The 24,025-nt window shown below is 72.7% G+C and carries 23 protein-coding genes and 2 pseudogenes; 9 read left to right on the top strand and 16 right to left on the bottom strand.

Annotated features, from left to right (window positions below; translation table 11 throughout):
* Positions 1-184: 184 nt before the first annotated feature.
* Entirely contained in the window at positions 185-1,219 is a 1,035-nt protein-coding gene (locus LCE31_RS02560; protein ID WP_225012275.1) for an NUDIX hydrolase, read from the bottom strand.
* 159 nt (positions 1,220-1,378) lie between these two features.
* Here LCE31_RS02560 and LCE31_RS02555 point away from each other — a divergent pair, with 159 nt between their 5' ends.
* The gene (locus LCE31_RS02555) at positions 1,379-1,582 is read left to right on the top strand and encodes a hypothetical protein (RefSeq protein ID WP_225012274.1); all 204 of its coding nucleotides are present in this window, start codon (positions 1,379-1,381) and stop codon (positions 1,580-1,582) included.
* Entirely contained in the window at positions 1,579-1,959 is a 381-nt protein-coding gene (locus LCE31_RS02550; RefSeq protein WP_225012273.1) for a hypothetical protein, read from the top strand. The genes LCE31_RS02555 and LCE31_RS02550 overlap by 4 nt, the downstream gene beginning before the upstream one ends.
* Positions 1,960-2,077: 118 nt before the next feature.
* Here the strand turns inward: LCE31_RS02550 and LCE31_RS02545 are convergent, their stop codons facing one another.
* The gene (locus LCE31_RS02545; protein WP_225012272.1) at positions 2,078-3,037 is read right to left on the bottom strand and encodes an ROK family protein; all 960 of its coding nucleotides are present in this window, start codon (positions 3,035-3,037) and stop codon (positions 2,078-2,080) included.
* Positions 3,038-3,259: 222 nt separating this feature from the next.
* Between LCE31_RS02545 and LCE31_RS02540 the strand changes: the two genes are divergently transcribed.
* On the top strand, positions 3,260-4,246 hold the full coding sequence (locus tag LCE31_RS02540; RefSeq protein ID WP_263631332.1) for a LacI family DNA-binding transcriptional regulator: 987 nt from the start codon (positions 3,260-3,262) through the stop codon (positions 4,244-4,246).
* 30 nt (positions 4,247-4,276) lie between these two features.
* Here the strand turns inward: LCE31_RS02540 and LCE31_RS02535 are convergent.
* From LCE31_RS02535 to LCE31_RS02510, 6 genes and pseudogenes are all read right to left on the bottom strand, one after another.
* A pseudogene (locus LCE31_RS02535) lies at positions 4,277-5,287 on the bottom strand (DUF6986 family protein); the annotation flags it as partial.
* Between the two features lie 178 nt (positions 5,288-5,465).
* Positions 5,466-5,738 (bottom strand): annotated as a pseudogene (locus LCE31_RS41495) (DUF6986 family protein); the annotation flags it as partial.
* Between the two features lie 205 nt (positions 5,739-5,943).
* A complete protein-coding gene (locus tag LCE31_RS02525; protein ID WP_225012270.1) occupies positions 5,944-6,906 on the bottom strand; it encodes an electron transfer flavoprotein subunit alpha/FixB family protein in 963 nt (320 codons plus the stop codon).
* Between the two features lie 90 nt (positions 6,907-6,996).
* Positions 6,997-7,782, bottom strand: a complete 786-nt coding sequence (locus LCE31_RS02520) for an electron transfer flavoprotein subunit beta/FixA family protein (RefSeq protein WP_225012269.1) — start codon at positions 7,780-7,782, stop codon at positions 6,997-6,999.
* A gap of 184 nt (positions 7,783-7,966) precedes the next feature.
* Entirely contained in the window at positions 7,967-8,512 is a 546-nt protein-coding gene (locus LCE31_RS02515; protein ID WP_225012268.1) for a flavin reductase family protein, read from the bottom strand.
* The gene (locus LCE31_RS02510) at positions 8,509-8,838 is read right to left on the bottom strand and encodes a thioredoxin family protein (protein ID WP_225012267.1); all 330 of its coding nucleotides are present in this window, start codon (positions 8,836-8,838) and stop codon (positions 8,509-8,511) included. The genes LCE31_RS02515 and LCE31_RS02510 overlap by 4 nt, the downstream gene beginning before the upstream one ends.
* Positions 8,839-9,061: 223 nt before the next feature.
* On the opposite strand from LCE31_RS02510, the gene LCE31_RS02505 reads away from it, so the two are divergent.
* Positions 9,062-9,787 (top strand): lysophospholipid acyltransferase family protein, encoded by a 726-nt coding sequence (locus tag LCE31_RS02505; RefSeq protein WP_225012266.1) that lies wholly within the window; start codon positions 9,062-9,064, stop codon positions 9,785-9,787.
* Between the two features lie 354 nt (positions 9,788-10,141).
* Here LCE31_RS02505 and LCE31_RS02500 read toward each other — a convergent pair whose 3' ends face one another.
* The 3 genes from LCE31_RS02500 to LCE31_RS02490 form a co-directional block, all read right to left on the bottom strand.
* Positions 10,142-11,254: a threonine aldolase family protein gene (locus LCE31_RS02500; protein WP_374118382.1), complete on the bottom strand. Its 1,113-nt coding sequence runs from the start codon at positions 11,252-11,254 to the stop codon at positions 10,142-10,144.
* Positions 11,224-12,063, bottom strand: coding sequence for an SDR family NAD(P)-dependent oxidoreductase (locus LCE31_RS02495; protein ID WP_225012265.1), 840 nt, complete (start codon positions 12,061-12,063; stop codon positions 11,224-11,226). The genes LCE31_RS02500 and LCE31_RS02495 overlap by 31 nt, the downstream gene beginning before the upstream one ends.
* 70 nt (positions 12,064-12,133) lie before the next feature.
* A complete protein-coding gene (locus LCE31_RS02490) occupies positions 12,134-13,555 on the bottom strand; it encodes a DUF6421 family protein (RefSeq protein WP_225012264.1) in 1,422 nt (473 codons plus the stop codon).
* Positions 13,556-13,844: 289 nt separating this feature from the next.
* On the opposite strand from LCE31_RS02490, the gene LCE31_RS02485 reads away from it, so the two are divergent.
* A complete protein-coding gene (locus LCE31_RS02485; protein ID WP_225012289.1) occupies positions 13,845-14,495 on the top strand; it encodes a glycerophosphodiester phosphodiesterase in 651 nt (216 codons plus the stop codon).
* A gap of 123 nt (positions 14,496-14,618) precedes the next feature.
* On the opposite strand, the gene LCE31_RS02480 is transcribed toward LCE31_RS02485, so the two are convergent.
* From LCE31_RS02480 to LCE31_RS02460, 5 genes are all read right to left on the bottom strand, one after another.
* Positions 14,619-15,230 (bottom strand): GNAT family N-acetyltransferase, encoded by a 612-nt coding sequence (locus tag LCE31_RS02480; protein ID WP_225012263.1) that lies wholly within the window; start codon positions 15,228-15,230, stop codon positions 14,619-14,621.
* Between the two features lie 135 nt (positions 15,231-15,365).
* Complete coding sequence (locus tag LCE31_RS02475; protein ID WP_225012262.1) at positions 15,366-16,208, bottom strand: NAD-dependent epimerase/dehydratase family protein; 843 nt, start codon at positions 16,206-16,208, stop codon at positions 15,366-15,368.
* Positions 16,208-17,098: a carbohydrate ABC transporter permease gene (locus LCE31_RS02470; protein ID WP_225012261.1), complete on the bottom strand. Its 891-nt coding sequence runs from the start codon at positions 17,096-17,098 to the stop codon at positions 16,208-16,210. Before LCE31_RS02470 ends, LCE31_RS02475 begins: the two co-directional genes overlap by 1 nt.
* Positions 17,095-18,093, bottom strand: a complete 999-nt coding sequence (locus LCE31_RS02465) for a carbohydrate ABC transporter permease (RefSeq protein ID WP_225012260.1) — start codon at positions 18,091-18,093, stop codon at positions 17,095-17,097. Before LCE31_RS02465 ends, LCE31_RS02470 begins: the two co-directional genes overlap by 4 nt.
* Entirely contained in the window at positions 18,090-19,499 is a 1,410-nt protein-coding gene (locus LCE31_RS02460) for an ABC transporter substrate-binding protein (protein WP_225012259.1), read from the bottom strand. The genes LCE31_RS02465 and LCE31_RS02460 overlap by 4 nt, the downstream gene beginning before the upstream one ends.
* Before the next feature lie 199 nt (positions 19,500-19,698).
* Here LCE31_RS02460 and LCE31_RS40740 point away from each other — a divergent pair, with 199 nt between their 5' ends.
* From LCE31_RS40740 to LCE31_RS02440, 4 genes are all read left to right on the top strand, one after another.
* Complete coding sequence (locus LCE31_RS40740; protein WP_225012258.1) at positions 19,699-20,484, top strand: IclR family transcriptional regulator; 786 nt, start codon at positions 19,699-19,701, stop codon at positions 20,482-20,484.
* A 484-nt stretch (positions 20,485-20,968) separates the two neighbouring features.
* A complete protein-coding gene (locus LCE31_RS02450; protein ID WP_225012257.1) occupies positions 20,969-22,264 on the top strand; it encodes an enolase C-terminal domain-like protein in 1,296 nt (431 codons plus the stop codon).
* Positions 22,261-22,920, top strand: a complete 660-nt coding sequence (locus tag LCE31_RS02445) for a ThuA domain-containing protein (protein ID WP_225012256.1) — start codon at positions 22,261-22,263, stop codon at positions 22,918-22,920. The genes LCE31_RS02450 and LCE31_RS02445 overlap by 4 nt, the downstream gene beginning before the upstream one ends.
* A complete protein-coding gene (locus LCE31_RS02440) occupies positions 22,905-23,987 on the top strand; it encodes a Gfo/Idh/MocA family protein (RefSeq protein ID WP_225012255.1) in 1,083 nt (360 codons plus the stop codon). The genes LCE31_RS02445 and LCE31_RS02440 overlap by 16 nt, the downstream gene beginning before the upstream one ends.
* The last annotated feature ends 38 nt before the right edge of the window (positions 23,988-24,025 follow it).

Here is a 24,025-nt window from a genome sequence, read left to right as displayed (position 1 = left end):
CGTAGGCTCCGGGCTCGTACGGCTCCGGGCTCGCGGGCGGGCGCGGACGGTCCCCGGCTCACGGGCGGGCGGCGCGCGGGACACGGGACACGGTCGCGCGGCAGGTCCCGCTCCCGGCCCGGGGCCGCGTCCGACCGCAACGGCGGCCGCGGGCCAGCGCCCGGGCGACCGCTCCTGCGGGCGGTCAGCCCACCGGAACGCCCGCCTCCAGGTTCAGCACCCCGCCGCGCTCCCGGGCCCGCAGCGCCCAGCGCAGGCGGGCGAACCGGGCGGGAGGCAGCAGTTCCCCGGCCTCCTCCTCCGTGACGAAGCGCCAGGCCCGCAGCTCCGAGCCGGGCAGCAGGATGCGTGTGGCCGCGGGGAGCACCCCGCCGTCGAACAGCAGCCGCATGCCCCCGTAGCCGGGCGGGTTCGGCGGCTCCCAGTCGACCACCAGGAGACTGGGCACCTCGTCGAGTTCGACCCCGATCTCCTCGGCGACCTCGCGGACGCCCGCGCGGGCGGGCGCCTCGCCGCGTTCCACGACACCGCCGGGGAACTCCCAGCCCGGTTTGTACGTCGGGTCGACGAGCAGCACCCGGCCCGCCTCGTCGAACAGCAGCACCCCGGACGCGAGGGTCTCCGCCGTCGGCTCGGGCGTCATCACGATGTCGCGCACCGGGGCGGCGCCGCTGTGCAGCTCCGCCGCCAGCCGCGCCGCCGCCTGCTCGGGCGTCAGGCCCGTGGTGTCGACCGTGTGCGCGTCCTGCTCCAGCCAGCCGCCCAGGGCGGAGACGTAGGGCTCGATGTGCTCGTAGCGCCAGCGACGCGCGCGCTCGCGGCGCTCGGGGTCGTCCTCGTCCTGTTCGCGGTCCGCTATCCGGGCACGCAGGATCGTTTCATCCGTTGTCAGGAGCACATGCCGGACGGCGATGCGGCGGGCCGCGAGGCCGCCGAATATCTCGTCACGGTATTCCTGCCTGAGCAGGGTCATCGGCACCACCAGTACGCCGCCCACCTCCGCGAGCAGGGCGGCGGCGGCGTCCACCACAAGCCGCCGCCACATCGGCAGGTCCTGGTAGTCGTCCACCTCTGCCAGCCGCTTCTGCGGCAGCAGGCACCCGAGCCCCGCGCCGACCACTCCGGGGTCGTACAGGGTGCTGTTCGGGATCAGGTCGACCAGTTCGCGCGCCACCGAGGTCTTGCCTGCTCCGAACGCGCCGTTGATCCAGATGATCACGGATCGATCCCCCTTTTTTCTCTGCCCGTTGCCCGCTGCGCAACCTCCAGCGGATTCCCCTCAACTACCTCCCACGGAAACCCTTGGCCCGAACCTCACGCACCAACGCGCACCGTAACGCTTTGCCCTGGGGCATCGTTGGATAGCGATGTGAGAAGTGTGGCAAGGCCTCGCACAGCCGCCAGAACCGTGCTCCAGGGGTTTCCCGCGGGCGGACCGCGCGGCAGCTTGCCCGCGGAGGAGTTCGCCCGCGCGTGCCGCGAGGAGGGCACCCCAGCCGAAGTCGTGATGGACCTCGACCGGGATCTGTTCCTCGTGGTCGTACCCCAGCAGACCGGGCCCGGCGCCGGGACGGGCGCGTGAGAGCCGGCAGGGCCCCGGGCGCGCCCGTCGTGCTCGTCATGGCGCTCGCCGGGGGCGCGCTCGCGGCGGCGACCGCGCCCGCCGCCGCCGACAGCAGCGCCTGCACGCACGACTTCTCCGGCCCGCAGATCTGCATCAGGCTCGACGGCCAGGGCGCCACGAACTCCGTCACCGGAATCTGGACCAATCCGCCCGCCGGCATGGCGTCGCGATCCGTCTCGCTCTATCTGCGCGGCCGGCTCGACTCGACCGCGACGGCGACCCGCTCGGGCAAGGCCCTCATCCACACCTGGCCGAGCCGGAACCTCGGCAGCGGTACGAAGGTGTGCGTGAAGTTCCGCGGCAGCGCCCGCTCGGCCTGCCAGACGACCGGCTGAGGCCGACGGCCGGCGCCCTCCGGCCCTGCCCGGCGAGACCGACGAGCGCGCGGCACCCCGGCCGACCCTGCCCGGTGAGACCGACGAACGCGCGGCACCCCGGCAGGGCGGCCCGCGCTCAGCCGCCGACCGCCGCCGTGTCGCCGTCCCTGCTGCCCAGGCCCGTGGCCGCGGCGGCGCCGACGAGGCCCGCGTCCGTCCCCGTCATCGCGGGCACGATCTGGATTCCCTGGACGAAGGAGAGCGTCGCGTAGTCCCGCAGCGAGCGGCGCAGCGGGCCGAACAGCACCTCGCCCGCCTTGCCGACGCCGCCGCCGATCACCACGATGTCGATCTCGACCAGCGTGGCGGTGGCCGCGATGCCGGCGGCCAGGGCCTGGGCGGCCCGTTCGAAGGCGGCGATCGCGACCGGGTGCCCGTCCGCCGCCGCGGCGGCCACCGCCGCGGCGGTCGCGTCGCCGTCCGGGCCCGGCCGCCAGCCCGCGCCGAGCGCCCAGCGCGCGATGTTGGGTCCGCTGGCGATCCGTTCGACGCAGCCGCGGCAGCCGCACGGGCACAGGTCCCCGTCGAGGTCGACGCTGATGTGGCCGATGTGGCCCGCGTTGCCCGAAGGGCCGGGGTGCAGCGCCCCGCCCAGGATCAGACCGCCACCGACACCGGTGGAGACCACCATGCACAGCGCGTTGTCGTGGCCGCGTGCGGCGCCCTGCCAGTGCTCGGCCGCCGCGATGGCGACGCCGTCGCCGACGAGGGTGACCGGGAGTCCGCCCACCACCGCGCGGACCCGCTCCACGAGCGGGAAGCCGCGCCACCCCGGCACGTTGACCGGGCTGACCGTACCCGCGGTCGCGTCCACCGGGCCCGCGCTTCCGATGCCCACGGCCGTGGCCCTGCCCCAGAGGGGGTCGGCCATCAGCTCGCGGAAGACCTCCTCGACCGCGCCCATGATCCGCTCGCCGCTGTCCGTCACGGGAGTCGGCCGCTGCGCGCGCACGAGGATGCCGCCCTTGCCGTCCACCAACGCGCCGGCGATCTTGGTGCCGCCGATGTCGAGCGCGGCGACGTGGTCGGTATGCATCGGTGTGTGGTCTCCAGGGATCGATACGGGCCCGCTGCGCGGCAGACGGGAGGGGACCTGCGACTCAGGTGAACAGTCTCCATTCACCTGACAACGTTGTCCAGGGCCTATGCTCGTCGCCAGGGCCCTTCAAGGCAAACCGACCCGACGACAGGACAGCGCACTGTGGCCGAATCCTCCCGCCGCCTCCCGCCGGAACCGCGTTACGGCACCCGGCCCACCATGAAGGATGTCGCGGCGCGTGCCGGCGTGGGCCTCAAGACAGTGTCCCGCGTCGTCAACGGCGAGCCCGGTGTCACCCCGGACACCGAGCGGCGTGTGCAGGAGGCCATCGAGGCGCTGGGCTTTCGGCGGAACGACTCCGCGCGGGTGCTGCGCAAGGGCCGTACGGCCAGCATCGGGCTGGTGATCGAGGACCTCGCCGACCCCTTCTACGGTCCGCTGAACCGCGCCGTCGAGGAAGTCGCCAGGGCACACGGCGCGCTGCTGATCAACGGGTCGAGCGCCGAGGACCCCGAGCGCGAGCAGGAACTGGTGCTGGCGCTGTGCGCGCGTCGGGTCGACGGCCTGATCCTGGTGCCCGCAGGGCACGACCACCGCTATCTGGAGCCGGAGATCAAGGCGGGCGTCGCCACCGTGTTCGTGGACCGGCCGGCCGGCCGGATCGACGCGGACACCGTGCTGTCCGACAGCTTCGGCGGCGCCCGCTCCGGCACCACCCACCTGGTCGCGCACGGGCACCGCAGGATCGGCTTCATCGGCGACCAGTCCGTCATCCACACCGCTTCCGAGCGGCTGCGCGGCTACCGCGCGGCGATGGCGGACGCGGGCCTCGTCATCGAGCCCGGCTGGATCGCCCTGGGCACCACCGACCCGGAGCGAGTGCGGGAGGCGGTCGTCACGATGCTCGACGCGCCGGAGCCGGTCACCGCGATCTTCGCGGGCAACAACCGCGTGACGGTCACGGCGGTACGGGTGTTGGCCGGGCGGTCCCGCCCGGTCGCGCTGGTCGGCTTCGACGACATCGAGCTGGCGGATCTGCTGGACCCGGGCGTGACGGTGGTCGCGCAGGACGCGGCGGCCCTCGGGCGTACGGCGGCGGAGCGGCTGTTCCACCGTCTGGACGGCGCGGCGGACGCGCCGTCCAGGGTGGTGCTGCCGACCCGGCTGATCACCCGCGGTTCGGGCGAACTGCCTCCGGCCGACTGAGGGTTACGCTCGGGCAGGCGCTGTTCTCGCTCAGGAGGCGGCGGTGAGGTCGCCGCGCCGGGGCGACGCGTACGCCTCAAGACCGGCTCGGTCGAGCCCGGTCAGCTCCGTGACCTCGGCGGCGTCGAGCGCGCCGCAGTCGAGGCCGCGCAGCAGCTGGCCGCTGAGCGCCTTCGCCGTGGCGGGCTCGTCCAGCACGCCGCCGCCGGTGCGGGAGGCGTAGGCGGCGAGCCGCCCGGCCGCGGCGGCCATGCCCCGGCGGTAGAAGGCGTAGACGGCCGCGTAGCGGGTGGGCAGGTGTCCCGGGTGCATGTCCCAGCCCTGGTAGTACGCGCGGGACAGGGCGCGCCGGGTGAGCCGGTAGTGCAGCCGCCAGGCCTCGTGGACCTGGGCGCGGGTGCCGACCGGCAGGACGTTGGTGGAGCCGTCGCAGACCCGGACGCCGGTGCCCGCCGCGGCGACCTGCATGACGGCCTTCGCGTGGTCGGCCGCGGGGTGGTCGCTCGACTGGTCGGCCGCGCTGACGCCGAGACAGGCGCTGTAGTCGAAGGTGCCGTAGTGGAGTCCGGTGGCGCGGCCGTCCGCCGCGTGGATCATCCGGGCGACGGTGGCGGTGCCGTCGGCGCCCAGGATCGACTGGCTGGTCTCGATCTGGATCTCGAACCGGAGGCGCCCCGGGGGGACCCGGTGGGTGCGCTCGAAGGCGCCGAGGACGCGTGCCATCGCCGCGACCTGCTCGGCATAGGTCACCTTGGGGAGTGTGATGACGAGGCCCTCCAGCAGGCCCTGCGGCGGGCCGTCCGCCGTGAGCAGCCCGCTGAGGAACACGTCCAGGGTGCGCAGGGCCCGGTCGCGCACGGGCGCCTCCAGGCACTTCATCCGGATGCCCGTGCGGGGCACGGCCGTTCCGTTCCCGTACGCCTCGCGCACCAGGCGCGCGGCGCGGGCCGCCGCCTCGTCCTCCTCGGCGTCGGGCCGGGTGCCGTAGCCGTCCTCGAAGTCGATGCGGAGGTCCTCGACGGGCTCGCGGGCGAGTTTGGCGGGGGGGGGGGGGGGGGGGGGGGGGGCGCGGGGGGGGGGGGGGGGGGCGCGCGCCCCCGCCCCCCCCCCCCCCCGGGGCGGGGGGCGGGGGCCCCGCCCGCCCCCCCCCGGCCCCCCGGCCCCCCCCCCGCCCCCCGGGGGCTGTTGGGGGGCGCCGGGGGGCCCCCCCCCGGCCCCCGAGGTCGTCGCCGAGGCCCACCGCGCGCGCGAACGTACGGGCGTCGGGGGCGTGTTCGTCGAGTGCGGCGATCGCGGCGGCGCCCCACTCGCGCGGGGTGGCTGCGGTGAGGGCGTCGGCGGGTACGTAGACGGTGTGCACGGGCTGCCGGTTGCCGGGGTCGCCCGGGTAGCGGGCCGCGAGTTCCGCGTCGACGGGCGCGAGGGCGGTGTCGAGCTCCTTCCTCACGCTGTCCGGAAGGCTGGTGACGACGTGCTCCGCCTGCTGTGCCATGAACCCGCTCCCTGTGTCGCCGCCGCGCCCGACTTCAACATTCTGTTGAACGACACTCCGACCGTAGTGTGCGGCGGCGGCACCGTCAACGACGCGTCACCCGACGGCTGCGGCCCCGGGCCCGGCCCGCGTACAGCAGGGGCCCGGGCCCCGGCGGTGTCCGCGCACCGCCGGGCCCCGGGCCCTGTGTGTGTCCTGCGCGGGGTCAGCCCTTGCGGGTCTTGACCTCGTCGGTCAGCTGCGGCACGACGGTGAACAGGTCGCCGACGATGCCGAAGTCGACCAGGTCGAAGATCGGCGCCTCCGCGTCCTTGTTGATGGCGACGATGGTCTTCGAGGTCTGCATGCCGGCCCGGTGCTGGATCGCGCCCGAGATGCCGGAGGCGATGTAGAGCTGCGGGGAGACCGACTTGCCGGTCTGGCCGACCTGGTTGGAGTGCGGGTACCAGCCGGCGTCGACGGCGGCGCGCGAGGCGCCGACGGCCGCGCCGAGCGAGTCGGCGAGCGCCTCGATGATCGCGAAGTTCTCGGCGCCGTTCACACCGCGTCCGCCGGACACGACGATGGCGGCCTCGGTCAGCTCGGGGCGGCCACTCGACTCGCGCGGCTCGCGCGAGACGACCTTCGTGCCAGTGGCGGTGTTACCGAAGGACACGGCGAGCGGCTCGACCGTACCGGCCGCGGCCGACGGTTCGACCGGGGCCGAGTTGGGCTTCACGGTGATGACCGGAGTGCCCTTGGAGACACGGGACTTGGTGGTGTACGCGGCGGCGAACGCGGACTGCGTGGCGACCGGGCCGTCGGCGCCGGCCTCCAGGTCGACGGCGTCCGTGATGAGCCCGGAGCCGATGCGCACCGCGAGGCGCGCGGCGATCTCCTTGGCCTCGCCCGACGAGGGCAGCAGCACGGCGGCGGGCGACACACTGTCGTACGCGGCCTTGAGCGCGTCCACCTTCGGTACGACGAGGTAGTCGGCGAACTCGGGGGCATCGGCGGTCAGGACGCGTACCGCGCCGTGCTCGCCCAGCGTGGCGGCGGTGGCCTCGGCGCCGGCGCCCAGCGCGAGGGCGACGGGCTCGCCGATGCGGCGGGCCAGCGTCAGCAGTTCGAGGGTGGGCTTGCGGACGGCACCGTCCACGTGGTCGACATAGACGAGAACTTCAGCCATGGGACTGCTCTCCTGCGAATGTGAAGTACGGCGGCTGGGGGGCGCGTTGCGGCCGCGGCGCCGGATGGGCCCGGCGTCCGCGGGGCGGGGTCAGACGAACTTCTGCTCCGCCAGGTAGGCAGCGAGCTGCTTGCCGCCCTCGCCCTCGTCCTTGACGATCGTGCCCTGGGTCCTGGCGGGGCGCTCGGCCACCGCGTCGACCGCGGTCCAGGCCCCTTCGAGGCCGACCTCGTCCGTGTCGATGTCGAGGTCGCCCAGGTCCAGCGACTCGACCGGCTTCTTCTTCGCGGCCATGATGCCCTTGAAGGAGGGGTAGCGGGCCTCGCCCGACTGGTCCGTCACGGACACGACGGCGGGCAGCCGCGCCTCCAGCCGCTCGGTGGCGGCGTCGCCGTCCCTGCGGCCCTTGACGGTGCCGTCCTCGACGGACACCTCGGACAGCAGCGTCACCTGGGGGACGCCCAGGCGCTCGGCGAGCATCGCGGGCAGCACGCCCATCGTGCCGTCGGTGGAGGCCATGCCGCACACGACCAGGTCGTAGCCGGTCTTCTCGATGGCCTTGGCGAGGACCAGCGAGGTACCGACCGCGTCGGTGCCGTGCAGGTCGTCGTCCTCGACGTGGACGGCCTTGTCGGCGCCCATCGAAAGGGCCTTGCGCAGCGCGTCCTTGGCGTCCTCGGGACCGACCGTCAGGACGGTGATCTCGGCGTCGTCGGCATCATCGGCGATCTGCAGCGCCTGCTCGACGGCGTACTCGTCCAGCTCCGACAGCAGACCGTCCGCGTCCTCGCGGTCGACCGTGAGGTCGTCCGCGAAGCTCCGGTCGCCGGCGGCGTCGGGCACGTACTTCACACAGACAACGATCCTCAAGCTCACGCCAGCTCCCTTGCACGTCTGTCCGTCGTCCTTAACGGGCTGCCTTGATTGAATGCAAGCATATGCGCCCGTTCACACCGTGGTTCGGCCTCGGCGACCGGCCGCCACGGCGTAAATATTACTCGCCAGTACGGACACTCTCACCCACCTGCTTCCCGCTGAGCAAGCGCTTGGAACTGTGACCTCAATCGCGTACGGGACCGAGGCTGTGGAAGCCGCCCTGGTGGTAGAGGAGCGGACCGCCCGTGCCGCCGGGATCGCCCGTGCCGCCCGGATCGCCGGTGACGACCCGTGCGACGACGATCCGGTGGTCGCCCGCTGGCACCCGGGCCTCCACCCGGCACACCAGCCAGGCGAGCACGCCGTCGAGCAGCGGTACGCCCTCGGGCCCCGCGCTCCATGAGGTCGGCGGCGCGAACCGGTCCGCGCCGCTGCGTGCGAAGGTCGCCGCCAGCTCGTGCTGGTGCTCGCCGAGGATGTGCACGCCGACATGGCGGGCGCCCGCCAGCACCGGCCAGCAGGAAGAGGAGGAGGCCACGCCGAAGGACACCATCGGCGGGTCGGCCGCGACCGAGGTGAGGGAGGTGGCGGTGAACCCCACGGGGTCCGCGCCCCGCGCGGTGATCACGGCGACGCCGGCCGCGTGGCGGCGGAAGACGGACCGCAGGAGCTCCGGAGAGGCCGGTGCCCCGCCGGCCCTGGGGGTGCCGACCCCGTACGCCGCCGTCACTTGACCGCCTCGCCGATCGCGGCGATCACGTCGGCGCGGCGGGGCAGGCCGGCCGCCCTGCGGACCGTGCGGCCCCCGGCGTCCAGCACCAGGACCGTCGGGGTGGACTCCACCGACAGATCCCGTACGAGGCCGAGGTGGGTCTCGGCGTCGAGCTCCACGTGCGTCACGCCGTCGACCATGGCGGCGACCTCGGCGAGTGTGCGCCTGGTGGCCACGCAGGGGCGGCAGAAGGCGCTGGAGAAGTGCACGAGGGTGGCCCGCTCCCCCAGTCCGGTCCCGAGCTCGGCGGCGCCGAGCGCCCTTGTGCCGTGCTGCCCCTCCACCGTGGCCTCCCACCCGAAGCTGTCCCGCCGCCCGGCCCACCCGGACGGCGGATACCTACCCACCACGGCGCAGCGCGCACGCGGCCTGCGATTATTCCGTGTAAGGGGCAATTACGGGCTGGACGTGACAAGTATCTCGCGCCCCACTGCCGAGGAGGCTGGTCATGACCCCGCTCATCGGGCACGATCGGCCCGACACGCCGAAGAAGAAGGGTCCCACCAGATGCCAGAGCTCGTCTATCGGCCGGTCATCGGCTTTGTCCGGTCGGTGTTCGCTGCGCTGGACGTGAAGGTCGACGTGGCGGGCTGCGAGAACATCCCGCGCGCCGGTGGCGCCGTTCTCGTCAGCAACCACATCAGCTATCTCGACTTCGTCTTCGCCGGCCTGTCCGCGCTGCCGCAGAAGCGCCTGGTGCGGTTCATGGCCAAGGAGTCGGTCTTCCGGCACAAGGTGTCGGGCCCGCTGATGCGCGGCATGAAGCACATCCCCGTCGACCGGGACCAGGGCGAGAAGGCGTACTCGGACGCGCTGGCGTCGCTGCGCTCCGGCGAGATCATCGGGATCTTCCCCGAGTCCACCATCTCGCCGTCGTTCACGCTCAAGAGCTTCAAGACCGGCGCGGTACGCCTCGCCCAGGAGGCCGGGGTGCCGTTGATCCCCATGGGGCTGTGGGGCTCGCAGCGGCTGTGGACCAAGGGCAGGCCGCGCAACTTCCGCCGCAGCCACATCCCGGTGACCGTACGCGTGGGCGAGCGCCTCGATGCGCCCGCGGGCCAGTACGCGGGCCCGATCACCCGGCGGCTGCGCGAGCGGGTGCAGGAGATGCTGGAAGCGGCGCAGCGCGCCTACCCGGGGCGGCCGAAGGACCCGTCGGACTCCTGGTGGCTGCCGGCGCACCTGGGCGGTACGGCGCCGACCGCCGCCGAGGCGCGCCAGGCAGGGGCCTGAGCGACCCGGCGCGACGCGGCTCAGGGGCGGGGGGCCCCCGCGGGGCCCCCCCCCCCCCCCCCCCCGCCCCCGGCCGGGGGGGGGGGCGCGGGGGCGGGGCGGGGGGGGGGGGGGCGGGGGGAGAGCATCTACAGCCCGGTTGAGGCCGGGAGTTGGGCGCGGGCGCGCGCCGCCCCGCCCCCGCCCCCGGCGCCCCCCGGGGGGGGCCCGGCCCCCCCCGGCGCCGCGGGGGCGCGGGGGGGGGGCCCCCCCCCCGCCCCCCCCCCCCTCCCCTGTGCGCGCCGGGGCCGCCCACCTCGACGGCTGGAGCGGGGGACGAGGGCGCCGGCCCCGTCCCCCGCGTGAGGCACGGGCTCATGCCTCGCGGGCCATCTCCTCCCCGATCGCGCGCACGAAGGCGTCGATGTCGTCCTCCGTGGTGTCGAACGAGCACATCCAGCGCACCTCGCTGTTCGCCTCGTCCCAGAAGTAGAAGCGGAACTGCTTCTGGAGGCGTACGGCCACGTCGTGCGGCAGCCGCGCGAAAACGCCGTTGACCTGCACCGGGTAGATGATCTCCACGCCGTCCACGGTGCGCACCCCCTCGGCGAGGCGGCGCGCCATCGCGTTGGCGTGCCGGGCGCCGCGCAGCCACAAATCACCGCTGAGCAGCGCCTCCAGCTGCACGGACACGAACCGCATCTTGGAGGGCAGCTGGAGCGACAGCTTGCGCAGCCGCTTCACGGCCCGGGCGGCGCCGGGGTTGAGCACGATGACGGCCTCGCCGAAGACCATGCCGTTCTTCGTGCCGCCGAAGGAGAGGACGTCCACGCCCGCGTCGGTGGTGAACTCCCGTACCGGTACGTCGAGTGCGGCGGCGGCGTTGGCGATACGGGCGCCGTCCAGGTGGACCGTCATGCCGCGCTCGTGGGCGTGCGCGCACAGGGCCCTGATCTCGTCGGGCGTGTAGAGCGTGCCGTACTCGGTGGACTGCGTGATCGATACGACCTGCGGCATGGCGCGGTGCTCGTCGTCGAAGCCGAAGGCCTGCCGGTCGACCAGCTCGGGGGTGAGCTTGCCGTCGGGCGTCGGGACCGTGAGCAGCTTGAGCGCGCCGACGCGCTCGGGGGCGCCGCCCTCGTCGGTGTTGATGTGGGCGCTCTCGGCGCAGATGACGCCGCCCCACCGGTCCACCATGGCCTGGAGGGCGACGACGTTGGAGCCGGTGCCGTTGAAGACCGGGAAGGTCTCGGCGCCGGCGCCGAAGTGGCTCCTGACCACGGTCTGGAGGTGGGCGGTGTACTCGTCCTCGCCGTAGGCGACCTGGTGGCCGCCGTTGGCGAGGGCGAGGGCCGCGAGTACCTCCGGGTGCGCGCCCGCGTAGTTGTCGCTGGCGAAGCCGCGCAGCGCGGGGTCGTGATGACGGCGGGCATCGGTCTCGCCCGCCGGCGTCCGGTTCAGGGTCGGTTCGGTTCGGGCGTCAGCCACAGACGGTGTCCATTCACTTCCTGTGCGGGCCGGTCCCAGAGTCCGGCGACGGCCTCGGCCAGGTCCCTGACGTCCGTGAAGCCCGCGAACTTCGCATCGGGGCGCTCGGCGCGCATCGCGTCGTGCACCAGTGCCTTGATCACCAGGATCGCAGCCGCCGCGCGCGGCTCGGTGTCGCCCCCCGCCTTCGCGGCCCTGCGGAAGGAGTCGCCGAGGGCGAGCGTCCAGGCCTCCGCGGCGGCCTTGGCCGCGCCGTAGGCGGCGTTGCCCGCGGTGGGCTTGGTCGCGCCCGCGGCGCTGACCAGGGCGAACCGTCCTCGGCCGCTGCGCAGCAGTGCGTCGTGGAAGGCGAGGCTGGTGTGCTGGAGCGTACGCACCAGGAGTTTGTCCAGGAGGTCCCAGTCGGCGAGGTCGGTCTCGCCGAAGGTCTTGGCGCCGCGCCAGCCGCCCACGAGATGGACCAGTCCCTCGACCTTGCCGTGCTCCTTCTCCACGCGCTCGGCCCAGGCCCGGGTCGCGGCGGCGTCGAGGAGGTCGACGGTGGCGCCGGTGACCTTGGTGCTGCCCGCGTACGCGGCGGCCTCGACGACCTCGGCGAGGCGGTCCTCGTCGGCGTCGGCGGCGACCACGGTCGCGCCCGCCGCGGCGAGCCGCAGCACGGTGGCGCGGCCCGCGGGTCCGGCGGCGCCCGCGACCGCGATCACGGTGCCGTCGAGGGAGGGCACCGCGGGCGCGGCGACGCTCTCCGTGAGGCCGGGGGTGCCGGAAGTGCCCGGTGCCCCGGTGGCCGGTGTGCTGTCGCTGGTCATCGCGCTCCCCTTGAGTTCCGCCCGCGTGTGGCCGTCCGTGCCGTTGTGCGCCGTGCTCCGGGTGCACCGCTCACGCGGCGGCCCGCTCGCCCGCGGGGGCCGCCGGCCGCTCGGCCGAAGCGGCGGTGATGCCCTTGGTGGACGCCACCACGTTCTTCAGCTTCTTGGCGAGAGCCTCGTAGAACATGCTGAGGGGGAACTCGTCCGGCAGCACCTCGTCCACGAGCTTGCGCGGCGGCTGGGTCAGGTCGAGGGCGTCGGGGCCCTTGTTCCAGCGGGAGCCGGGGTGCGGGGAGAGGTAGGTGGAGACCAGCTCGTACGCGGCGAACCAGTGGACCAGTTTGGGGCGGTCGATGCCCGCGCGGTACAGGTCCTCGATCTCGGTGCAGAGCTTCTTGGTGACCTCGGGAGCGCGGTCCCAGTCGATGTGGAGCGTGTTGTCCGTCCAGCGCACGACGTCGTGCCGGTGCAGGTAGGCGAAGAGGAGCTGGCCGCCGAGGCCGTCGTAGTTCTTGACGCGCGAGCCGGTGACGGGGAAGCGGAACAGGCGGTCGAAGAGCATCGCGATCTGCACGTCGCGGCCCTGCGGGAGCCCCTCCGCCTCCAGCGCGACGGCCTCGCGGAACGCGTTGAGGTCGCAGCGCAGCTCCTCGAGGCCGTACATCCAGAACGGCTGGCGCTGCTTGATCATGAAGGGGTCGAACGGCAGGTCGCCGTGGCTGTGCGTACGGTCGTGGACCATGTCCCACAGCACGAACGCCTGCATGCAGCGCTCCTGGTCGTCGAGCATGGCGCGGACGTCGTCCGGCAGCTCGATGCCGAGCAGGTCGACGGCGGCGGCGGAGACGCGGCGGAAGCGGGCGGCCTCGCGGTCGCAGAAGATGCCGCCCCAGCTGAAGCGGTCGGGGACCTCGCGCACGGCGATCGTCTCGGGGAAGAAGACCGCGGAGTTCGTGTCGTATCCGGCGGTGAAGTCCTCGAAGGTGATGCCGCAGAACAGCGGGTTGTCGTAGCGGGTGCGCTCCAGCTCGGCCAGCCAGTCGGGCCACACCATGCGCAGTACGACCGCCTCGAGGTTGCGGTCGGGGTTGCCGTTCTGCGTGTACATCGGGAAGACGGCGAGGTGCTGGAGGCCGTCCGCGCGGTTCGCGGCGGGCTGGAAGGCCAGCAGCGAGTCGAGGAAGTCCGGCACGCCGAAGGCGCTGTCGGCCCACGCGCGCAGGTCGGCCACGAGCGCCTCGTGGTAGGCGGTGTCGTGCGGCAGGAGCGGCGAGAGCCGCTCGACGGCGGCGACGACCCGCTCGACGGCCGCCTCCGCGGCCTGGCGGGTGGGGGCGCCCTCCGCGTCGAAGTCGACGGAGCCGTCCTTGGACTGCCAGGGCCTGATCTCTTCGACGGCGCTCTTGAGTTCGGGCCACGCCGGGTGGTCGACCACCCTCGCCGCGTCGGATATGGCCGTCGAGCCGGTGCCCGGCACAAGAATTTCCGTCATGTCACTTCCTCCACGGGAGAACCTCGCGTAAGGACACCGTATAAGTGAACGGTTCTCCACCACAAGGCCGGGATCGCAAATTATCCTGCTCCAACCCCGGTATCGCCGTGGATTTTGCTGCGTCGAGCGGGATGGAGGCTTACATCCGCAGCCCCGGTGGGGACAGTCCCTGGTGGAACGTGTGCCCGTTAGGCTGCCGGTCACGCGGCCCGGGCCGGAGCCGGGCGCGGGCGCCGTCGACGGAAGCGAGAGAGCCGTGACCATCCCCACCATTGGCCACCGAGGTGTGATGGGCGTCGAGCCCGAGAACACGCTGCGGTCGTTCCTGCGCGCCGAGCGGGCGGGAATGGACGCGATCGAACTCGACCTGCACCTGAGCAAGGACGGCGCGCTGGTCGTCATGCACGACACGGCTGTGGACCGCACGACGGACGGCAGCGGCCAGATCGCGGAGCTGACCCTCGCCGAGCTGAAGGAGCTGGACGCGGGCGGCGGCGAGCGGGTGCCCGTCTTCGAAGAGGTGCTGGACGCGGTCGCCTCGCCGATCCAGGCGGAGATCAAGGACGCGGCGGCGGCACGGGCCCTGGCCGCGGTCATGCACGAGCGGTCACTCGTGGAGCGGGTGGAGGTGTCGTCGTTCCACGACGAGGCGGTCGCCGAGATCGCGCGGCTGGTGCCCGGTGTACGGACGGTGCTGATCGCGAGCCGCTGGGGCGGGGACGTGGTCGACCGGGCCAAGGCCGTCGGAGCGGCGACCCTGGCGCTCAACATCCGCCGGCTGACCCTGGAGGTCGTGGAGCGCGCGCACGCCGAGGGGCTGCGGGTGCTCGGCTGGGTCGTCAACACACCGGATCATCTGCGCCTGGCGCGGGCATTCCGGCTGGACGGGGTCACGACGGACCGCCCGGAGATCCGCGAGGCGACCCGCGCCGACGCGTGAGACACGGAGCCGGTAGGTGAGGCACCGGCATGCCGGGGCGCGGAGCCGGTACGTGAGGCGCCGGCATGCCGCGACGCGTACGCCGTGGCGTACGCCCGGCGGCCCGCGCCCCCGGGCGGCGCGTCAGCGCGTCGCCTGCGACGCCGCCGCCGGACCGGCCGGGGCGTTCGTGCGGGCCGTTACGGACGCGTCCTCGGCGAGCGGCTTGACCAGCAGCTCGAACTGGAGATCGGCTCGGGTGGGTATGCCGAACCGCTCGTCGCCGTAGGGGAAGGGCGTCATGACACCCGTACGCCGGTAGCCGCGCCGCTCGTACCAGGCGATCAGCTCCTCCCGTACCGAGATGACGGTCAACTGCATCTCGCGCGCGCCCAGTTCGTCACGGGCGATACGTTCCACATCGGTGATGATCCGCCGGCCGAGGCCGCCGCCCTGCATGCCGGGGCGCACCGCGAACATGCCGAAGTACGCCACGCCCTCGCCACGGTCCTCCAGCTGGCAGCAGGCGACGATCGCGCCGTCGCGCTCCGCGACGACGATCCTGCTGTGCGGCGCTTCGATCACATCGAGCACCCCGCGCGGGTCGGTGCGCTGCCCCTGGAGGAGGTCCGCCTCGGTCGTCCAGCCGCCCCTGCTCGCGTCGCCGCGGTAGGCGGACTGGACCAGGCCCACCAGGGTGTCCACGTCGGCCGGGGTGGCGTCGCGGTAGGTGAGCGGGCCGGTCTGCGGGTCCATGGGGTGGTGGTCCTTCCTGCGGGGGATACGGCGCGACGTACGAGCCTAACGCCCCGCCGTGGGTGACCGGGCGGCTCCCGGCGGTTACGCCCCCGCGCCCGGCCACGCACTGCCGCACCCCGCACCTGGCGCCACCTACGGCTCGCGCCAGCCGCGCCACGGTACGAAGCCGAGCAGCTCGGCGCATGCGCCGACGTCGAACAGCCCGGTGTGTCCCGGCAGTTCGGCGAAGGCCGGCACACCGGGGTGGTAGCGCGCCAGCAGCTCCGCGGTGGGCACGGGGGACGCGGTGTCCGCCGCGGCGACATTGATGACGTGGCAGCCGTGGAGATCCGCATCGAGGGCCCGGCGCATGGCTTCCGCCGCGTCCCTGGTGTCCAGCCAGCCCCACAGCTCGCCGGGGTTGCGGCCACCGGGGTCGGCCGCCACCTCGGTGAGGTGTTCGGCGAGGCGTTCACCCGCCCCCACGAACGGGAGGCGCATGCACACCACGTCGGTGCCGTAGCGCCGGTGGGTGGCGCGCGCGATCTCCTCCAGCACGGCCTTCGACAGGCCGTAGGGGTCCTGCGCGGCGACGGGATGCTCCTCGTCGAGCGGTACGTAGCGCGGGGACTGCGGGGTGGGCGCCCAGGCGAGTCCGAGCGCGGACAGGCTGGAGGCGGCGACCACCCGGCGCACGCCGGTGCGGCCCGCCTCGTCCAGCACCCGGTGCGCGGTGAGGCAGTTGGCGGCGAACAGCGCACTGGCGTCGGGCAGGTTGGGGTGCGGAATGGCGCCCAGGTGTACGACCGCCGAGACGCCTTCCATGGCCTCGGCGACGAGCTCCGCGTCCTGGAGGTCGCCGGTGTGCACGCGCTCGAGGCGTGGGTCCTCGACGGGTACGAGATCCGTCGCGACCACCGCGTGCCCCGCGGCAAGGAGTTCGTCGAGCACGTGGCCGCCGATGTGGCCCGCGGCTCCGGTGACCAGGACGCGCATCAGCCCTTCACCGCCCCGACGAGGCCGCCCACGAAGTACCGCTGGAGACAGAGGAAGAGGACGATCACCGGGATCACCACGATCAGTGCACCTGCCATCAGGTTGTTGTAGTGGGGCACATTCTCCGACGACAGGGTCTGGAGGCCGAGCGGCAGGGTGAAGGTCGACTTGTCCGACAGCGAGACGCGGGTCAGCAGGAACTCGTTCCAGGTCGGGATCGCGGTCAGCAGTGCCACCGTGATCAACGCGGGCTGCGCCAGCGGCAGATAGACCCGGGCGAAGATGCGCAGCTCGCCCGCGCCGTCCACGCGCGCGGAGTCCCGCAGCTCGTGCGGCACGGAGCGGAAGGCACCCGTCATCAGCAGGATGGACAGCGGGGCCCCGCCGTTGACGAACGGCAGGAGGAGCCCGAGATGGGTGCCGAGGATGCCGAGCTTGTTCTCCAGCACCACGATGGGCAGCATCACCGTGATGCCGGGTACGAACAGCAGTGATACGAACAGCTTCTGGAAGAAGCCCCGCAGCGGGAAGCGCAGCACGGCGAAGGCGTAGCCGGCCGCCGCGTAGATCACCACGGTGAGGACGACCGTATAGAGCGTGACCAGCACGCTGTTGAGGAAGAAGTCGAAGAAGTGCAGCTTGTTCCAGGTGTCGATGAGCGTGTCCAGCGTGGGGTGCTGCGGGATCAGGTGGCCGCCCCGGGTGACCTCCACGCTGTTCTTGAAGGCGGCGGAGATCATCCACAGGAACGGGTACACGCTGACGAGCCCGTACAGCGTGAGGAGTACTCCGACGACGGTCCTGGCGACGATCTTGCGGGTGCGCGCGGCCCCGGCGCCGGGCGGTGCGGAGGCCGTGGAGGGTGCCCTGCCGAGGGTCAGCGTTGTCATGACGTGCTCCGGAGCGCTCGCAGGTTGATCAGGGCCAGGATCAGGGCGACGGCGAACAGCAGCCACCCGAGTGCGCTGGACAGGCCGAGGGTGGGCGCGAGGTCCTTGAGGAACGCGAGCCGGTAGGCCTCCAGGCCGAGGACGTTGGTGTGGTCGCCGGGTCCTCCGTTGGTCATCACCAGGAAGGACTGGAAGCCCTGGAGCGACTCGCGCAGCCCGAGCAGCACGATGATCGCGGTGATCGGGCGGACCAGCGGCCAGATCACGGCGGTGGTGGTCCGCCACCAGCCGGCGCCGTCGAGCTGGGCGGCCTCCAGGAGGCTGCGGTCGATGCCCTGGAGACCGGTCAGATAGAGCAGCATGGAGACCGGGACCGCGCCCCACACCGTCACCACGATCATGGTGGGCAGCGCGGTCGTCGGGTTGCCGAGCCAGCCCTGGGGCTGGCTGAGCGACCCGAGCCCGAGGGACTTGAGCAGGAAGTTGACCGCGCCGTCCGGCTGGAGGATGTACTGCCAGGCGAAGGCGATCGCGACCCCGCTGGTCACATAGGGCAGGAAGTACACGGAGCGCAGGATTCCCTGCAGGCGCTTGGCCTGGTTGAGCAGGATGGCCAGGGGGAAGGACACCAGGACCGTCAGCAGCGGGGTGAAGATCATCACCCAGAGGGTGTTGAGTGCCGCGTGGTGGACCCGGGGCGCGTACACGGGGTCGCGCCAGAGCAGGTCGGCGTAGTTGCCCAGGCCGTACCAGGTCCAGTGGGGCGCGAAGCCGTTCCAGGTGGCGAACGACAGGAGGAAGCCGTACCCGACGGTGTACAGGCCCATGACGCAGAACAGGACGACGGCGGGGGCGATGAACGCGTAGCCGGTCAGCGCCTCGTAGACCTTCTGGCGGCGCCGGGGCCCGCGGTCGGGGGCCCCGTCCCCGGCCGGGGGCGGGGGGGGGGCCGCGCCCGCCGCACCGGTCGGTGCCCGGTGCGATGCGGTGGTCACTTCTGCGCCGCCGCGGCCTTGGACCAGGCCGACTGGTTGATCTGGCTCAGCCGGTCCGCGGTCGCCTTCACCGATGTGCGCTTGAGGGGCGTCAGGTCGGCGAGCGCGGCGCCGGCGTCGTCCTGCTCGTAGCCCGGCGCGCGGAAGTCGACACCGCCGTTGTTCGGGTCGTACGTCGTCTCCGGGGTGCCCTTGAAGCTGTTCTGCAGCGCGGTGAGCGTCGGGCCGAGGACGCTCGCGGACTCCGCGCCGAGCTGGGCCGCGGGCAGGTCGTTGGAGTCCTTGGCGAACTGGGCGGCGACCTTCGGCCCGGAGAGGAACCGCATCCACTTGAGGGCGTTGTCCGGCTGCTTGCTGGTGGAGGTGACGCTCATGCTGGTGAGCGCGATGGGACCGAGCGCCATGTCCTTGACCTTGGCGTCCTTCGGCTCGGGCAGCGGGAAGGCCATGATGTTGTCGTCCTTCATCCCGTTCTGCTCCAGGAAGGCGAGGGTGAACGTTCCTCCGACGTCGAAGGCCGACTTGCCCTGGGCGAGCGCCTGGTCGCCCTGGTCGATGGTGAGGGTCTGGGTGCCCGGCATCCAGTACGGGGTCAGCTCGTTGTACTTGTCCAGCACCTTGATGCCGTTCGGGGAGCTGAAGTCCTTGGACTTGTCCTTGAGGAACAGGTCCATGTAGCCCTGCTTGCCGAGGTCGGCGAAGGCCATGGGCTGGAGCAGCCAGGTCAGACCGGTCGCCGCCACCTGGAGTCCGAGGGAGAGCCCGCCGGTCCTGGGGTTCTTCCCTGTGGTGGCCTTCAGGTCGGCGATCCACTCCTCCCAGGTGGCGGGCGGCCTGGTGATGCCCGCGGCGGCGAGCATCCGCTTGTTGGCGAAGACGATGCCGAACGTGCCGACGGTCAGCGGGACGCTGTAGCGGGCGCCCTTCTTGATCCCGTGGTCCTTCGACTCGGGGTTCTGGGCGGTCTTGTAGACGGGGTCGGTGACGCGTCCCGAGTTCCGCACGGCGGGCTGGATCGAGTCCAGCCAGTCGCCCTTGTACTGGTCCTCGATGTCGTTCGTGATGCCCGCCGCACCGAAGACGCGGTCGTCGCCGTCCGAGTGGGTCTCCAGAACATCGGGCAGGCCGCCGGACTTGGCCGAGCTCTGCACCTTGGTGCTGAAGGCGTCGTCCGGCGTGTACGCGTCCACGTTGACCGTGATGCCGGTCTGCTTCTTGAACGCCTTGGCGGCGTTGCGCAGCGCGGCCACGTGCGACTGCTTGAAGGTCCACATCTCCAGGGTCTTGGAGCCGCTCCCGCCGGAGCCGGAGCTGCCGGCGCCGCAGGCGGACAGGGTGGTCAGTGACAGCGCGGTCGCCCCGGCGATCGCCGCGAGCCGGACATTCCGTGAAAATGGGATGCGCATCGCCCCTACCTCAGGTTCAGCCGTCGATGACGATGAACATCGCCATCGGTCATGGGTTCGGCGTTCAGAAGGCCGAATGGTGTTGGAGTGACTGAACTTATGGTCGTGGTGATATAGCGTCAAGACGAAGTGGAGAATCGGGCGGAACCGGATCGCCGAGGGGCGCCGGTCGCGGGGATGCGGAGGTGCCGTGGAATCGGTGGCAGCAGCAGCGCGGGAACGGGGTCCCGAGGAGGTCAAGTCGGCCGCCCGGGTCCTGAAGGTGCTCGAACTCCTCGGCGCGGAAGGGGCGAAGCTGTCGCTCGCCGAGATGGCGTCGGCCCTGTCCGTGCCCAAGAGCAGCCTGCACGCGATCCTGCGCACGATGCAGGCGCACCGCTGGGTGGACCTGGACCAGTCGGGCACCCGCTACAGCCTCGGCCTCAAGGCCCTGCTCACGGGCACCGCGTATCTGGAGAGCGACGACGTCACGGGGCTCGCGGGACCCGTGCTCGACGCGCTCGCGGAGGAGACGGGCGAGTCGGTGCACCTCGGCAGGCTCGACGGAACGGACGTCGTCTACCTGGCGAAACGGGAGTCGCGGCACGCCCTGCGGATGTACTCGGCGGTCGGCCGCAGGCTGCCGGCGCACGCCACGGCCCTCGGCAAGGCGATGCTCTCCCAGTACGACGCGGCCGAGGTGCGCATGCGGCTCGACTGGCCACTGGAGCGGCTCACGCCCGACACCGTCACCGACCCCGACCAGCTGCTGGAACAGCTCGCCGAGGCCAGACTGCGCGGCTGGGCCATGGACGACGGGGAGAACTCCGCCGACATCCGGTGCGTCGCGGTCGCGCTCGGCAGCGGGCACGGTGCGGACGACGCGATCAGCTGCTCCGCGCCCAGGAGCCGCATGGACGACGCCCGCGCGCGCGAAATCACCCAACTCGTCACCGAGGCCGCGCACTCGCTGCGCACCCTGCTCAAGCGCATCGGGCAGCACTGACCGCGCCGGGCACGGGGGTTCGAGCGACGCCGGCAACCTCGCGGCGGCCCGAGCGACCCCGGCGGCCCGAGCCGTTTCGGCGGTCCGCGCGGCGTAGGCGGTCCTGGCGGCCTCTTACGGCTCGAGCGACCCCGGCAGTCCCGGTCGTGTGAGCGACGTCGGCAACCTCGCGGCGGCCCGAGCCGTTTGGGCGGTCCGCGCGCCCCGGCGCCACCGGCGCCCCAAGCAACCCGGCGGCCTCCCCACGGTCAGCGCGACCCCGGCGCTCCGCGCGACCCCGGCAGCCCGGCAGCTTCGCGCGGCTCGCGGCCCCAGCAGCCCGAGCGGTCTCCGCGGCGCGAACAGTGCGCGCACCCCCGCCGGCCGTTGCCGCGGGGCAGACACGCACCAGCCTATTCGGTAAGGTCATTGACAAATTAATCCTCACCTCCATACGTTCAAGTAGCAGCACATCATCCGTTTACCTGTACGCGCTGGAGTGTGCATGACTCAGCCTGATGCCTGCCCCGAGGTCCTCGCGCCCGCTCCCTGGGCCGAGGAGCGCGGCGCCAAGGTCCGCATCACGGCCGTACGTACCTTCCTGACGGCCCCGCACGGCTGTCCCCACCTCATCGTCCGCGTCGAGACCAACGATCCGGGCCTCTACGGCCTGGGCTGTGCCAGCGACCCGCAGCGCACGCTCGCGGTGCGCTCCGTCCTCGACGACTACCTCGCGCCGATGCTCGTCGGGCGCGACCCCGACGACATCGAGGACATCCACCGTCTCATGCTCAACAGCGCCTACTGGCGCGGCGGTTCCGTCACCGGCAACGCACTGGGCGGCGTCGACGTCGCCCTGTGGGACCTCAAGGCCAAGCGCCTCGGAGTCCCGCTCCACCAGCTCTTCGGCGGCCGGGTCCGGCGCTACGCCGAGGCCTACACGCATGTCGACGGCGCGGACGCGGCGGAGATCGCCGACAAGGTGACCGCCGCGGCCGAACGCGGCTACCGGCACGTCCGCATCCAGGCCGCCGTGCCCGGTGCCGACACCTACGGCGCGGCGGGCGGCGGCGCGAACGACCCCGCGGCCGCCCGCAGACGCGCCGTCCCGTGGAACTCCGCCGCCTATCTGCGCACCGTCCCGCCGGTGCTCACCGCGGTGCGCGAACGGGTCGGCGACGAGGTCGAGTTGCTGCACGACGTACACGAGCGGCTCGACCCACGGCAGGCACGGGAGTTCCTGCGCAGGGTCGAGGGCGCGGGCCTGTACTTCGTGGAGGACCTGCTGGCGCCCGAGGACGCGGGCCATTTCGCCGCGCTGCGCAAGACCTCCCCCGTGTCCCTGGCGGTCGGCGAACTCTTCCACGACATCGCCCAGTTCCTGCCGCTCCTCGACGGCGCCGAGGGACCCGCGATCGACTTCGCGCGCATCCGGGTGCCCACCCTCGGCGGTCTGACCCCGGCTCGCAAGCTCGCCGTGTACTGCGAACTGCGCGGTGTCCGGCTCGCCCCGCACGGGCCGGCCGACGTCAGCCCGGTGGCCCAGGCGGCCACTCTCGCCATGGACATCAGCTCGCACGCCTTCGGCGTGCAGGAGGCCGCCGTCTTCAAGCCCGCCGTCCACGAGGTCTTCCCCGGTACGATCACCGCCTCCGCGGGCGGGCTCTCGCCCCGTGAGACACCGGGGCACGGCGTGGACTTCGACGAGGCGGCCGCCGCCCGGTACCCCGTACCCGAACCGCTCCAGCACGACCGCTGGGCTCTGTTGCGCAACACCGATGGGAGCGTGCAACGCGCATGACCACCGAACCGAAACGTGCCCTGGTCGTCCGTGGCGGCTGGGAGGGACACGAGCCGGTGGTGATCACCGACCTGTTCCTGCCCTTCCTCCGCGACAACGGCTACGAGGTCGAGATCTCCGACACCCTCGCCGTCTACGAGGACGCCGCGAGGCTCGCCGCGACCGATCTGGTCGTCCAGTGCTGGACGATGGGCGAGATCACCGGGGAGCAGCGCGCGGGACTGGCCGCGGCCGTGCGCGCGGGAACCGGGTTCGCCGGATGGCACGGCGGGATCGTGGACGCCTTCCGCGGCGACATCGAGTACACCCTGCTGACGGGCGGCCAGTTCCTGATGCACCCGCACGGCTTCTCGGACCACGCGGTGACGCTGGTGAAGGAGCGCGCCGACCACCCCGTCATCTCGGGCCTCAGCGACTTCCGGGTGCACACCGAGAAGTACTGGATGGCGACCGACGGGGACATCGACGTGCTCGCGACCACCGAGTTCGAGCCGGACGAGCGCCGCCCGCATGCCGTCACCATGCCCGCGGTGTGGACCAGGACGGTGGAGGCGGGGCGCGTCTTCGTGTCCACCATCGGCCACAAGCCCGACGACTTCGACGTACCCGAGGTACGCACACTCACCGAGAGGGGCCTGTTGTGGGCGAGCCGCTGAGGATCGGCATGGTGGGCGCGGGCAAGATCAGCGGCGCCTATCTCGACACGCTGGAGCGCTTGGACAACGTTGTCCTGACCGCTGTCACCGACCTGGACGCCGCCCGCGCCAAGGCGGTGGCGGACCGGGTGCCCGGTGCCGCCGTCGCCGACTCGCTCGCCGACCTGGTCGTACGGGACGACGTCGACGCCGTCCTGAACCTGACGATCCCGGCCGTGCACGCGGAGGTCGCGGCCGCGGTGCTCGCCGCGGGCAAGCACGTCTACGGCGAGAAGCCGCTCGCCGCGACCCGCGAGGAGGCGGACGCGATGCTGCGCGCCGCCGGGGCGGCCGGGCTGCGGGTGGGCTGCGCGCCCGACACGGTCCTCGGCACCGGTACGCAGACGGCCCGCAGGGCCGTGGACGACGGGCTCATCGGGAGGCCCGTCGCGGCGACGGCGTTCATGACCACGGCGGGGCACGAACGCTGGCATCCGGACCCGGAGTTCTACTACCGGCCGGGTGGCGGGCCGCTGCTCGACATGGGCCCGTACTACCTGTCGGCGCTGGTCCATCTGCTGGGCCCGGTCGTCAGGGTGACCGGTGCCTCGTCCCGTCCGCGCGCGGAGCGCGTCGTCGGCAGCGGCCCCCGGGCGGGCACGGCGTTCCCTGTCGAGGTGGAGACCCACGTCACCGGTGTGCTGGAGCACGCGAACGGCGCGCTCTCCACCCTGGTGATGAGCTTCGACGTGCACGCCGCCCGGCTGCCGCGCATCGAGGTCCACGGCACGGAGGGGTCCCTGTCCGTGCCGGACCCGAACGGCTTCGACGGCGCCGTCGACCTGTTCGCCGCGGGCGGCTCCTGGGAGACGCTGCCGGTCTCGGCCGGCTACCCGGACGGCGGTCGCGGCACGGGACTCGCCGACCTTTCCGACGCCCTGGCGACGGGCCGTCCGCACCGCGCGTCCGCCGAACTGGCGCGCCACGTCCTTGACGTGATGCTCACCCTGCTCGACGCGGCAGGCGAGGGCCGCGCCCTCCCCGTCGGCAGCACCTGCGAACGGCCGGAGGCCGTGCGGACGGTGTGAGCGTACGAGCACGCGGAGACGGGCGCCGGGCGTCCGGG

It is taken from the genome of Streptomyces sp. 8L (assembly GCF_020176795.1).
Lineage (GTDB): Bacteria > Actinomycetota > Actinomycetes > Streptomycetales > Streptomycetaceae > Streptomyces.
Note: the sequence above shows the minus strand (reverse complement) of the source record. Positions and strands in the feature narration are given on the sequence as shown.

Coding starts and splice junctions, on each gene's coding strand:
- LCE31_RS02545 (WP_225012272.1), bottom strand. CDS start 3,037: ATGCATACCGACCACGTCGCCGCGCTCGACATCGGCGGCACCAAGATC.
- LCE31_RS02540 (WP_263631332.1), top strand. CDS start 3,260: ATGAAGGATGTCGCGGCGCGTGCCGGCGTGGGCCTCAAGACAGTGTCC.
- LCE31_RS02525 (WP_225012270.1), bottom strand. CDS start 6,906: ATGGCTGAAGTTCTCGTCTATGTCGACCACGTGGACGGTGCCGTCCGC.
- LCE31_RS02505 (WP_225012266.1), top strand. CDS start 9,062: ATGCCAGAGCTCGTCTATCGGCCGGTCATCGGCTTTGTCCGGTCGGTG.
- LCE31_RS02495 (WP_225012265.1), bottom strand. CDS start 12,063: ATGACCAGCGACAGCACACCGGCCACCGGGGCACCGGGCACTTCCGGC.
- LCE31_RS02490 (WP_225012264.1), bottom strand. CDS start 13,555: ATGACGGAAATTCTTGTGCCGGGCACCGGCTCGACGGCCATATCCGAC.
- LCE31_RS02485 (WP_225012289.1), top strand. CDS start 13,845: ATGGGCGTCGAGCCCGAGAACACGCTGCGGTCGTTCCTGCGCGCCGAG.
- LCE31_RS02480 (WP_225012263.1), bottom strand. CDS start 15,230: ATGGACCCGCAGACCGGCCCGCTCACCTACCGCGACGCCACCCCGGCC.
- LCE31_RS02475 (WP_225012262.1), bottom strand. CDS start 16,208: ATGCGCGTCCTGGTCACCGGAGCCGCGGGCCACATCGGCGGCCACGTG.
- LCE31_RS02470 (WP_225012261.1), bottom strand. CDS start 17,098: ATGACAACGCTGACCCTCGGCAGGGCACCCTCCACGGCCTCCGCACCG.
- LCE31_RS02460 (WP_225012259.1), bottom strand. CDS start 19,499: ATGCGCATCCCATTTTCACGGAATGTCCGGCTCGCGGCGATCGCCGGG.
- LCE31_RS02450 (WP_225012257.1), top strand. CDS start 20,969: ATGACTCAGCCTGATGCCTGCCCCGAGGTCCTCGCGCCCGCTCCCTGG.
- LCE31_RS02445 (WP_225012256.1), top strand. CDS start 22,261: ATGACCACCGAACCGAAACGTGCCCTGGTCGTCCGTGGCGGCTGGGAG.